At 44.1% G+C, this 12595-nt stretch carries 11 protein-coding genes; 4 read left to right on the top strand and 7 right to left on the bottom strand.

What is annotated here, in order from left to right; genetic code table 11:
- The 4 genes from D2V93_RS11325 to D2V93_RS11310 are packed head-to-tail and all read left to right on the top strand — an operon-like array spanning position 1 to position 3585.
- The gene (locus D2V93_RS11325) at positions 1-780 is read left to right on the top strand and encodes an L-fucose dehydrogenase (RefSeq protein WP_119619575.1); all 780 of its coding nucleotides are present in this window, start codon (positions 1-3) and stop codon (positions 778-780) included.
- A 9-nt stretch (positions 781-789) separates the two neighbouring features.
- Positions 790-2097, top strand: a complete 1308-nt coding sequence (fucP, locus tag D2V93_RS11320; protein WP_119619574.1) for an L-fucose:H+ symporter permease — start codon at positions 790-792, stop codon at positions 2095-2097.
- Entirely contained in the window at positions 2085-2423 is a 339-nt protein-coding gene (locus D2V93_RS11315; protein ID WP_119619573.1) for an L-rhamnose mutarotase, read from the top strand. Before fucP ends, D2V93_RS11315 begins: the two co-directional genes overlap by 13 nt.
- Before the next feature lie 4 nt (positions 2424-2427).
- Positions 2428-3585, top strand: a complete 1158-nt coding sequence (locus D2V93_RS11310; protein WP_119619572.1) for an alpha-hydroxy acid oxidase — start codon at positions 2428-2430, stop codon at positions 3583-3585.
- A 684-nt stretch (positions 3586-4269) separates the two neighbouring features.
- Here the strand turns inward: D2V93_RS11310 and D2V93_RS11305 are convergent.
- The 7 genes from D2V93_RS11305 to D2V93_RS11275 form a co-directional block, all read right to left on the bottom strand.
- Positions 4270-5751 carry a cryptochrome/photolyase family protein gene (locus D2V93_RS11305; RefSeq protein WP_119619571.1) on the bottom strand — a complete coding sequence of 494 codons (1482 nt, stop codon included), beginning with the start codon at positions 5749-5751 and terminating at the stop codon, positions 4270-4272.
- Complete coding sequence (locus D2V93_RS11300; protein ID WP_119619570.1) at positions 5748-7166, bottom strand: SDR family oxidoreductase; 1419 nt, start codon at positions 7164-7166, stop codon at positions 5748-5750. Before D2V93_RS11300 ends, D2V93_RS11305 begins: the two co-directional genes overlap by 4 nt.
- 14 nt (positions 7167-7180) lie before the next feature.
- Entirely contained in the window at positions 7181-7798 is a 618-nt protein-coding gene (locus tag D2V93_RS11295; protein WP_119619569.1) for a flavin reductase family protein, read from the bottom strand.
- Positions 7795-9108, bottom strand: a complete 1314-nt coding sequence (locus D2V93_RS11290; protein ID WP_119619568.1) for an ABC1 kinase family protein — start codon at positions 9106-9108, stop codon at positions 7795-7797. Before D2V93_RS11290 ends, D2V93_RS11295 begins: the two co-directional genes overlap by 4 nt.
- The gene (locus tag D2V93_RS11285) at positions 9109-9765 is read right to left on the bottom strand and encodes a TetR/AcrR family transcriptional regulator (protein ID WP_119619567.1); all 657 of its coding nucleotides are present in this window, start codon (positions 9763-9765) and stop codon (positions 9109-9111) included.
- A gap of 75 nt (positions 9766-9840) precedes the next feature.
- Complete coding sequence (locus tag D2V93_RS11280; protein ID WP_072881479.1) at positions 9841-11253, bottom strand: TolC family protein; 1413 nt, start codon at positions 11251-11253, stop codon at positions 9841-9843.
- Entirely contained in the window at positions 11237-12589 is a 1353-nt protein-coding gene (locus D2V93_RS11275) for an HlyD family secretion protein (protein ID WP_072881477.1), read from the bottom strand. Before D2V93_RS11275 ends, D2V93_RS11280 begins: the two co-directional genes overlap by 17 nt.
- Positions 12590-12595: the final 6 nt, after the last annotated feature.

Below are 12595 nucleotides of genomic sequence, written 5' to 3'. Positions count from 1 at the left end.
ATGGATTTAAGATTGAAGGACAAGGTCATATTGGTCACAGGGGGTGACAAAGGAATTGGGAAAGGGATTTCCTGTGTTTTGGCCGAAGAAAATGCCGTCCCTGTCATTATTGGGCGAAATGAGGCCGACGTACTTTCCACTGTGGGAGAAATCAAGGACAAGGGAGGCAAAGCCTTTTACGCCCTTGCAGAACTTACCGACCCTATGCAATGCAAAAATGCCGTTGAAAGAACCTTTCAAGAGCTCGGAAGAATAGATGGATTGGTGAACAATGCCGGGATCAATGACGGAGTGGGGCTCGAAAATGGCAATTATGCCGATTTTAAACGTTCCTTGGAGCGCAATGTGGGACATTATTATCTGATGGCCCACCATGCCTTGCCCCACTTGAAGAAACGCAAAGGCAGCATTGTGAACATCGGTTCCAAAACATCGGTGACAGGCCAGGGCAATACTTCGGGTTATGCGGCAGCGAACGGGGCCCGAAATTCACTTACCAGGGAATGGGCGCTAGAACTTCTTCCCTATTCCATTCGGGTGAATGCCGTAATTGTCGCTGAATGTTATACCCCATTGTACAAGAATTGGATAAATTCATTTGATAATCCTGAAGAAAAACTCAAGGAAATTATGGATAACATCCCCTTGGGGAATAGAATGACAACCGCAGAAGAAATTGCCAACACGGTGGCCTTTCTTCTTTCCGAAAAATCCAGCCATACTACTGGCCAACTGATCTTTGTGGATGGGGGCTACACCCATCTGGATCGTTCACTTTAACCTATAGCCATGACCAGACCAAAAATTGTATCCAAAAAAGCACTTTTGCCCTTCGTCCTGATTACTTCCCTGTTTGCGCTTTGGGGTTTTGCCAATGCCGTTACGGACCCTATGGTACAGGCATTCAAAAAAGTATTGGAGCTTTCCAATTCCCAAGCCGCTTGGGTCCAAATGGCTTTTTATGGCGGTTATTTTTGCATGGCTTTGCCCGCGGCACTTTTTGTCCGGAAATACTCTTATAAGGTAGGGATATTGATAGGGCTGGCCCTTTATGCAGTAGGGGCGCTCATGTTTTATCCAGCGGCCATCATGGAAAAGTTTTGGTTTTTTTGCCTTGGCCTATATGTGCTTACCTTTGGACTTGCTTTTTTGGAAACAACGGCCAATCCCTACATATTGGCCATGGGTGCAAGGGAAACGGCAACGCAGCGCCTGAACCTGGCCCAGGTGTTCAATCCTGTAGGGTTGCTATTGGGATTGCTCATTGCGCAGCAATTTGTGCTCAAAAAACTACAATCGGATGACATCGTGGATTATTCATCCTTGGACCCTGTCAAAAAAGCTATGATCCGTACTTCGGATCTCATGGTGATCAGGGACCCGTATGTGGTTCTGGGATTGGTCATTCTGGCGGTATTCGTTCTCATAATGGTCAACAAGATGCCCCAGGCCAAAGGAAACGGAACAATTCCGTCCTTGAAAGAAACAGGCAGGCTACTGTTCCAAAGGCCCCGTTACAGGTTGGGGGTATTGGCACAGATCCTATATGTCGGTGCGCAGATCATGTGCTGGACCTACATCTATCAATATGCCGAAGCCATGGGTATGGCAAGCGATATGGCAGCCAATTACCAGTTTGCGGCGTTCATTTTGTTTTTGGTGGGTCGGGCCATCGGCACGTATCTGTTACGTTTTCTCAGTCCGGGCAAACTATTGATGTGGTTTTCCCTCATGGCCGGAATCTGTTCCTTAGCCGCCATTTTCATTGAAGGCCATTTGGGGTTACTTTCGTTAGTGGGCATTTCGTTCTTCATGTCGCCCATGTTTCCGACCATTTATGGAATTGCCTTGAACGGATTGACCGAGGAGGAATCCAAATTGGGTGCGGCCGGATTGGTCATGGCCATTGTTGGGGGAGCCCTGATGCCCAAATTACAGGGAATGATCATTGATATTGGGGGCCATGGGGTGGCCGATACCCAAATCATGGGAGTGGCCGAGGTGAATTATTCCTTTACCCTCCCCTTGTTCTGTTTCGCCTACATTGCCTGGTTCGGTTTTGACACTTTAAAAAATGAACGCATATGGGAAATCTAAAAAGATATTGCTTGGCACTTGATCTTGTGGATGACGAGCAAAGCATCATGGCCTATGAAGAGCATCATAAAAATGTATGGCCCGAAATTTTGGAGAGCATCAAGGAATCTGGCATCCAAAACATGGAAATATATAGAGTAGGCAATCGGCTGTCCATGATCATGGAGGTGGATGATTCGTTTTCCTTTGAGAAAAAACAACAGGCCGATGCCCAAAATCCCAAGGTGCAGGAATGGGAAGAGTTTATGTGGACGTTCCAAAAACCACTTCCCTTTGCCCAAAAAGGTGAAAAATGGCTGCCCATGAAAAAAATATTCAAGTTGTAATCGTATGCGCAACCAAAAACAAATCACATTCAACCCCAAATACCCCTCCATCGAAGATCTTCGAGAAAAAGCCCGCAAGCGTATTCCCAGATTTGCCTTTGAATATCTGGACGGGGGGTGCAATGAAGAGGTGAACCTCCGAAAGAACACTGGTGAAATCAGAGAGGTTGAATTGTTGCCCAGATATCTGGATACCTACAAAGAGGCCAACATGACTACAGAAATCTTTGGAAAAAGATACGATGCCCCTTTTGGGATTGCCCCCATTGGTCTCCAAGGGCTCATGTGGCCCAACTCTTCCGAAATCCTGGCCAAAGCCGCATTTCAACACAATATTCCCTTTATTCTGAGTACCGTGGGCACTTCCAGCATCGAACGTATCAGCGAGATCACTGAGGGAAATGCTTGGTTTCAATTGTACCATCCCACGAAGGAATCCGTTCGAAATGACCTGATCCATCGGGCCCAAGTTGCTGGTTGCCCCGTTCTCGTGTTGCTTTGCGACACCCCGGTTTTTGGTTTCCGTCCCAAAGAAATAAAGAACGGACTTTCCATGCCCCCAAAAATGAGCTTTTCCAACATCCTTCAGATATTGGGAAAGCCCCAATGGGCCTTTGAGACTTTACGGCATGGGCAACCCAATTTTGAAGTGCTTAAACCGTACATGCCCAAAGGGCTCAACCTAAAACAGTTGGGACAGTTCATGGACCAGACCTTTAGCAAGCGTATGGACATGGAAAAGATTGCTTCCATCAGGGACCTATGGAAAGGCAAATTGGTATTGAAGGGGGTGATCACTGAGGCCGATGCCGAAAAAGCAGTATCCCTGGGACTGGATGGCATCATTGTATCCAATCATGGAGGGAGGCAATTGGATGCCGGGGAATCCACCATAAAGCCATTGGCCCGAATATCGGAAAAATATGGCAATCAACTCACTGTGATGATGGATAGCGGTGTGCGCTCCGGACCCGATATCGCCCGAACAATAGCCAGTGGGGCCCAGTTTACATTTTTAGGCCGTTCCTTTATGTATGGCGTTGCAGCTATGGGAAGCAAAGGGGGCGACCACACCATTTCCTTGCTCAAAACGCAATTGAAACAGGTAATGGAACAAATTGGATGCCCTGAAGTTGAGCAAATGCCTCTTTTCAGAAAATAGATAGAGAGTAATCCAATGATCATTTAATTAGCATATAAAATAATTTGGGTTGCCCGAAAAACATTGTCTGATTTTAGAACTTTTTAGTGTAACGATAATACTTTTCTTGCTTCATTTTTAACGAATTGTCCCCAGTTTTACAGGGTCAGTGAACATGACAAAAGTAGGTGGAGGTAGATTTATTCCTCATTGAACAAACAAATATTTTAAAGCGTCCTTTTTTCAGTGCGTGTATTAAATTCTATTGATATTCTGCAAAAAATGATGATAGCATTCCTTCCCCTCTGGGAAAAATTGAACTTAGTTAAAGTATCAATGAACAACAGAAAAAAGAATTTAAAGTTAGTGACATAAATGACGTGGATATGAACCCTTCCTCATCCAATTTTTTGCATTCAATTTATTAAGGGATAGAATAAATTGTTGTCTGACCGCAGAAAAATCAAAATAAGATATAAATATTTAATAATCAATGAATTAAATATATTCGTTAAAATGGTGACCTATTCGGTGAGCATAAAAAAGGAATGTATGTAAGATTATAATTTTCAATTATTTATTAAAATAAATTCTATTAAGAACATAGATAGCCCCGATGACACCAATCATCCAAAAATTGGCTTTTATAGATTCATGATGAAGTCGTGTACAAGTATTTTTTGTTTGTAGTCAACACATTGTTGTTTATTCCCTAGTATCCAACCGATTTAAAAACTCTTCTGCATTCTGTAAATGCCTCTCTTTCTTTTCGGGGCACATCTTATCAAGATTCCGCAACAGCATGGCAAGTCGAGGGTTTTGTTCAAAAAATGTCCGGTTCTTGTCCATAAAGTTCCAGAATAGGCCATCCCAAATTTCTTCCCATTCGCCACCTTCATAATCTCCCATTTTATTGATGTAATTGCTACTACTGATGTACGGTTTGGTGCTCATAAGCCCACCATCCGCAAAGAGCCCCATTCCGTAGACATTGGGCACCATTACCCAATCATACGCATCAATGAACAGTTCCATGAACCATTGGTAAATATCATCCGGGTCGAACTCGCACAGAAGCATAAAGTTGCAGAGGACCATCAGTCGTTCTATATGATGGGCATAGCCCGTTTTCAACACCTTTTTTATCGTGATGTCCACCGGAACAATCCCAGTAGTACCATCATAAAATGACTTTGGCATCTTTCGGGAATATCCCCAAAAATTACGGGTTCGTTCTTCGGCCCCCTTTACCTGATACATTCCCCGGATGAATTCGCGCCAACCGATAATTTGCCGTACAAAACCCTCCACTGAATTGATGGGCACTTTATGTTCATCTGCAAATGAAATCGATGTTTGCAAGACATCTTCCACAGAAATCAGACCCACATTAAGCAGAGGTGTCAACACACTGTGGTGCAAATAGGAAGCGTCCTTAACCAGGGCATCCTCATAATCACCAAACTTGTGAAACCGATTTTCCAAAAAATCTTGGAACCAGCGCTCTGCCGACTCAAAATTGATGGGATATAACGGGGTCTGTGAAAGTGATCCAATATTGTTCTTATAATGGGATTCCACATAGGATTTTGCCTCCGTAAAATAGGTATCGGCATCAGGGAAGGCGATTGCCGGAGGAGTTCGGTTTTTGGGATATCGCTTCCGATTGTCCACATCGTAGGTCCACTTCCCTCCTTTTGGATTCTCACCTTCCATTAAAATATTGCGTTTGCGACGCTGTTGTTTGTAAAAGGATGTCTGAAAAAAGTTTTTCTTGCTTGGCTTGAAGAAATGGGACAAATCATCCATAGTATTCAAAAAAAGTGGAGAATCGTGCCACTTGACCATGGTTTCAGATACGCTTGATTTGATTCGCTTTTCCAACCAATTATCCGTTGGGTCGATTATATGAAACTCCCCATATCCCTCAGTCACCAACTCTTTTAGCAGCACCCTTATGTCCGAGCGGTCTTCTTGGGCATCAATATAATGAACCTCGAAACCATTATGAGATAGATGATCCGCATAACATTTCATGGAGGCCCGATGAAACAGGATTTTCTGCTTGTGAAAATTGTATTGATTAAAAAACAAGGTTTCTTCCATCAAAAAAACAGGAGCGTATTTCGGAAGCAAATCCAAATTTTTAAAAAGTTGATGCGGAAAACGGATGCTGGCCCTTTTCATTTGCCCACCAAAGCATTGATCATTCCCCGGAACACAAAAGCATGAAAAGGCAGTACCATATACCAATACAAGCGGCCCCAAAGCCCTTTGGGCCTAAAAACAGCCCGCTGAAACAAGGTGTTCTTCACTATTTTGAACTCCAACCACGCCTCCCCGGGCAATTTCATCTCAGCGAACAGGAGCAATCGCTTTTGTTTTTTATCGGCCAACAAAACCCGCCAAAAGTCCAAGGGATCACCTGCCTCTAAATTGGTGTCGTGTCTACGGCCGCGACGCAGTCCTACCCCACCAAATACTTTGTCCAAATACCCGCGAATGCGCCAGAGTAAATTAAACCCATACCATCCATTTTTCCCGCCAATGGACCAGATTTTATTGATTGTGTAGGTTTCATCCACCACAATTTTGGAGCGTACATCCTTAAAACAGCCATGATTGGGCACTTGAATGTGGTCCGACAATTGGTCGTGGAAGACCCCGCTGCTGATGGCATCCTTCCAACTGGAAATGACAGAATTCTGTTCAATTTTTTGAAATGCAAGCCGTACTGCCTCCTTATAGGAAAGTGGTTTTACTTGTAAAATTTCATTCACCTGACTTGGTTTTGCAATCACCTCCACTTTCATGCTGTCGACCAATGCCTTAGCCAAATTAAAAGAGGTGGATGTGACAAAATAGAGCCAGTACGAGGACAAGCGCGGGGTAAGCACGGGTAATGTCAGAATATATCGTTTTAATCCCCGAACCTCCCCAAATTGATACAGCATTTGTTTGTAGGTCAGTATCTCCGGCCCACAGATATCGAAGGATTGGTCCATGACTTCCTCTTTTCCTGCTGCCCCTTCCAAGAAACGGAGCACATCTCGAATGGCGATGGGCTGCGTTCGGGTATTCAGCCATTTGGGGGCCACCATGACCGGTAATTTTTCAACAATGTCACGGATAATTTCAAAGGAAGCACTACCACTTCCCACAATGATGCCCGCTCTAAAAGTTGTGAGCGCATATGCATTGGACTTTAGGGTCTTTTCAACCGCCAACCTGGATTTAAGGTGTTTCGAAAGCGACGCATCATTCACAATTCCGCCTAAATAAATGACTTGTCGGCATGTCGTTTTATCCATTAAATCCTTGAAGTTTTGTGCACATTGTTGCTCCAAGTCCTCAAAGTCATCGCCCGTGGCGGCCATGGAATGAATGAGATAATAAGCAACGTCAATATCTTTGGGAAAAACCACATCCTCCGTATCCAAAAAGTCCACTTTAATGAATTCAATACCTTTTTTGGATTCCATTTCATCTGGAATCCGGTTTAAATCCCGCACACAACAAATGATTTGATGGTCTTTCGCCAGCAGATTCAGTACCAATCGCTTGGCAATATACCCTGTTGTACCTGTGATGAGAATCCGCATGTATGGTGTCTTTTTTAATTCTTGGGACGTTGATAGGGATATCTTGCCTGTAGCTGGGGCAAAGTATATCCATCAAGACCATTAATACTGACGATGTTTCCTTTGGAAAGGTTTACAAAGCCATCTTCTTCGAGCAAGTCATCTTGAATATAGACCGAAAGGATTTCACCCACCACAAGGATGGTCCCGTTCTGCTTTATGGCATATTCCTCAGCAAATTTCATGGCCATCTTGATAGGTGCTTGAGCCACGAAGGGAGCTCTGAAGTCATTAATGTATTCAGATTGCAAGTTGGTCATCTCAAACTCTGACACTCCCTTGGGGTACTTGGCCGAAGTATGGTGTCCGTCTTCCATAATCTCCTTGGAAATATGGTTTATGGTATAATAACCCATCTCTTTAATGTTATCATAAGAGTTTCTAGCTACCGTAGTGGGCCTTAGCACAAATCCCAGAACGGCCGGGTCAGAACCCAAATGCACCACCGAACTGAAAACCGCTACGTTCTCATTGCCACCGTCATCCACAGTTGCTATGAGATTGGCCGATTTAAACCCAGAAAGACTGTTGACCAAATTGATGCGATACAGCCTATCCATGGAATCCAAGTCCGATTGCGTAAAACATTTCATGCCAACATATTGAAATTGTTTACCTTGACCATGTTGGCCTTAAGATCGTGCATCAGGTTGTAGAGTCCAAAGAACGTTCTGTTGATATAAATAAAATGCTTCGAGCCGCGGTTGCCATCCATCCGCCGCAGTTCGGTGTTCTGTGCATACTTTTTGCCCAGCTCGGTTATTTTCCCAAAAAAGACCTTGTCGGAAAAATCAAAAACCTCATTATGGAAAGGTTGGGTGAATAGGCTCAGCATTTCCTGGAACATGGCCGTGAAGAATTTGATTTCTTCCGGTGAATCTTCAGGGCGAAGGATTTCCAACTCAAAGAGTTTCCTTTGAAAAAATTCGGGATTGGAAATATTTTCTTTTTTGGCCAACTCAAAATAGGGAATGTAAAATGAATCTGGTATCGCTTTGATGCAACCAAAATCCAATACCACCAATTGGTTGTCCTTGGATACCAAAAAGTTACCCGGATGCGGGTCGGCATGGACTTTTTTCAATCGGTGGATTTGGTACATGTAAAAATCCCAAAGAGCCTGGCCCAAAACATTGGATACAGCATTGTCCGTGTTGTGCGCCGTAAATTCGGACAGATGCTCACCCTCCATCCAATCCATGGTTATGATTTTTTCCGAAGAAAGATTCACATAATACGATGGGAATTTGAGATTGGGCAGGTGGCTGCAAGCATCCACAATACTTTGACTTTGTTCAACTTCCAGCAGATAATTGGTCTCTTCCATCAACTTATCCCTGACCTCCTTAAAATATTTATCGCTGTCCTTTCCCTTAATGTTGAACATTTTTAGGGCGATGGGCTTTACAAGGGCCAAATCCGTGGCAATACTGTCCGAAACCCCGGGATATTGGATTTTTACGGCCAGTTTCTTTCCATCTTTTTCCGCTTGATGGACTTGTCCGATGCTGGCACCATGGACCGCTTCGGGATTGAAAGAATCGTAAACTTCGGATGGAGCGCTTCCAAAATATTTTTTAAAGGTCTTGTTCACTAAAGGTGCGGACAATGGGGGCACAGAAAACTGGGAAAGGGAAAACTTTTCCACATAGGCCCTGGGCAACATGCTTTTTTCCATGCTCAGCATTTGGGCCACTTTAAGGGCACTGCCCTTCAACTCCCGGAGACTGCCGTAAATATCCTCTGCATTGTCCTGATCCAATTTTTCCTTGGCCTCCTCTTCCGAGGTGGTCATCCTATTTCCATAATATTTGAGGTAATTTACACCGACTTTGGCTCCGGTCTGTACCAGTTTTGTAGCGCGCTGAATTTTGGAAGTGGGGATACTATCTATTGTTTTCATTTACGACATCGCCATTTTTTCCTTGAAAATAAACTTCCCCAAGTCCACAAGGCTTTGCAATGGGGTCGCTTCCAAGACATCAAAAGAACTGTTCACGGATTTCTCGATGAGGATATCTGTTTTTTCAAAGGAAGGTGAGTTGTCATCCAACCAAAACTTCAGCGTAAACAGTAGCTGTGCCCATGCACTTTCTGAAATGGCCTTACGCTGAAACTTTTTTATCTGCTCTTGGTCAATGTCCAAGGTTTTTATGTCCAAGCTATCCACATAGCCAGTAAAGCCTTCCCGAAGTTTATACAGCGTTTTTAAATTGTCCAGCGCTTGCTTTTTATTTCGCAAGACCAATACAACATAGCTCCTATTGGCCGTTAAAATTTCAAAAAAGGTATAATAGAAACTTAACAGTTGATTTCGAGCATTGGAATTGGCATACGTCTCATCTTTTTGAAGCAACTCCAAGGTATGGTCAAGGAAAGTCGAGAATATAGAGGATTTTATAGCTCCAAAAGACCCAAAATGGTCATAAAAACTACTTTCGTCCAGATTGTAAGTCTTACAAAACTTATATACCGAAGATGGTTCTTGGTCTTGCTCCAATATATAGTCCATGAACCATGTGATTATTTGCTGTTTGGAAAAATTCTTCTTTTTGGCCATTGTCCTTGTTTCTTGTAAAGATATGAAATGTTTAATTTTTTAAATCAAACATTAAACATTTTTAACAAGGTTTATTTACAAGTTTTCAGGGTTGATGGCCAGACTCTTGAACAATTTGGCTTTGGTATGGAAAAATTTGTTCTGCATTTCGTTTCGTTTCAGATAGGCATCAATCAGCTTGCTTTCCCTTGAATTGACCAAAAACAGGGAGCTTTCCCCAAAACTGAACTTACGCTCCTCGGCATCCAATAGGGTACTATAATCCTGAACAATGTCCGCTATCAATTGGTTTTGGGTGATGAACGAATCCAACTCTCGATAGATGGCAATTACCTTGTTCTGAATCTCAACTTGCGCATTGTCGCGTTCAAACTCGGCATCCATCAGTTTGAATTTGGCCAATTTTAGGTCACCACGCTCTTTCCGTAAAAACAACGGCAATTGGAATGAAACTCCACCCTTGTAATTTTCGGTCACAAAAGAGTTTATCTGATCTGGGGTTTCCGAAAGAAAATTGTACTCCACATCCAGTTTTGGAAGCAATTTATTGGCTTTAAGTCGTTTATCAACCGTAAGCCCATCTATTTTGTATTCCAACGACCGTAATTTGGGATGGTTCTCCAGACTAAAACTGTCCAACGGTTTGCCCAAAATTTCCAAGGTGACATCAATCTCACTTTCTGTATTGAGGTCTGGGGTCACATCTTCCCGCAATTCGACCGGTACATCCTCAATCCAAAGAAAATTGGATACCTCAAGGGATTTCTTCATCAACTCCACCTTGGCCTGTTCGTACCCCAGTTCCCGATTACTGACCGCTATTTTGGCCTCCACCGTATCGATCATGGCGATATCGCCCGCCAAGGCACTTTTACGGATACCTTGGAACCGAATATCGGCATTGTCCAAAAAGTCCTTAAAAACTTCGGCGTCCCGATACGCTTTCATCCAGTCAAAATAGGCAATGGATGCCTTGTACAATACCTCGTTCACCAAAATATCTTGATCGGCCTTTGACTGCTCACTAAAAAACTTGGCCTTTCGTAAGGTGGCCATGCGTTCGTTGGCCCAAAAACCATCCAACAAAGACATGGAAATCCCAGCACTGTACAGTCCATCTTTGGGAAGGGTCTCACTGGCACTGAGATACTCCCCTGCATTCTGCTGATAATTCCCCTTGAGTTCAATCCCAAACCACGTCGGTATTTTAAAAGTGGTATTGAGCCGGTCCCAATATTCGGTGTCCTTGAACTGCTTTCGGTCGTAATCCACCTCAACTTTGGGGTCAAAACCTCCCCTGGCCTTCATAAGATTGGCCTGTCCTGTGGCAATCGTCAACTGGGCCTGTTTGGCAATCGGATGGTATTTTTTCACATACCCCAAATACTCCTTGAAACCCAAGACCAAACTATCTTGTTGGGCCTGTGAAGCAAAAGCGACAAGGAAAAAAATCCAACAAAAATGGGTTGTCCTACTGCTTAGTGGCATCGATGTTTGAATTTTGAGGTTGGTAATAATTGGGCGGGAAACCATTGAGTTGTCTCCATAGTTCAAACCAAATAGGGACATCTTCCAACAAGGCCATGGTACTTGCCCCTGAGCCAACACGAATATCCTTTGGCCACTCCGCATCTTCTTCATCCGGCGCCAACAGCACCCTATATTTTCCGTTTGGGCTGATAAAGGTTTCAATGGCTACAATTTTTCCGCCGAAGGTGCCGTAGGAAACATTGGGCCATCCGCTGAACACAATGGCTGGCCAGCCATCAAACTGGATACGCACCTTTTCGCCCACATGAATAAGGGGCAGGTCAATGGGATCCACATAGGTTTCCACGGCCATGTCATATTTATCGGGCATGATCCCAACGAGCCGGTCCCCTTCCTTGAAAGTTTCACCGATGCCGGACTGCAGGGCCTTGTTGATGTACCCGCTTTGTGGTGCCCGAATAAATTGAAGACTATTGCGCATTTCGTAGTTGGTGTATTCATTCTCCAACTTGGTCACCTGTGCCTCGGAATCAAATTGATTGGACTGGGCCGAGTACAGATCGCTACGGGCCTTGGAGATCTTATCGGTATACTCTGCTTGGACCCTGGTGATCTCGACCTGGGCATTGATGACGTCATTTTTACTGGCCAATAGCTTATTCTCCTGTGAGATAATCTTTGCCTGGGCCTCTTGAAGTTTTAATCGTTTCTCTTCCAAGTCGGTGACCGCCTTTAATCCTTCCTTTTCCAACTGCACCACCCGATCGTATTGTCGCTGTGCTATGGCGATGTTGGTCTTGGCCGCTTCCAGGTCAATACTGTCACTCTTCACCTTAAGTTTGGACTGTATCAGTTTGTTTTTGGCCTGCTCCAGCTTTAGCTGACGTTCTTGGGTCAATGCCTGGATCTGGGTCTGTAATGCTCCTACTTTTTCCTGATAAGAGGTTACGGACATCTCCTTTGCCCTGATCTGTTGACCGGTGCGTTCCACCAATCTGGGGTCGAAGTATTCGCTTTTTACTTCTGAAATTTGTAGGATGGTATCGCCTTTCTCCACAAAATCACCCTCTCTCACAAACCACTTTTCGATACGGCCAGGAATTGGGGACTGGATGGTCTGGGGCCGTTGGTCTGGAGTCAATGTGGTCAAAAACCCCCTTCCGGATATGGTCTGGGTCCACGGGAAGAACAGGACCACGAATACCAGGACAAAGAATAGGGCCAAAAAGCGATTGAACTGTTTGTAGTGGCGCTTATGGAACACTTTTGCTCCAGCCTTGTACCCTGTGATATCAACCTTTTGGTTGAGTTTATTATGTGATATGTTCAGCATGATATT

The organism is Flagellimonas taeanensis, from assembly GCF_003584105.1.
GTDB lineage: Bacteria > Bacteroidota > Bacteroidia > Flavobacteriales > Flavobacteriaceae > Flagellimonas > Flagellimonas taeanensis.
Note: the sequence above shows the minus strand (reverse complement) of the source record. Positions and strands in the feature narration are given on the sequence as shown.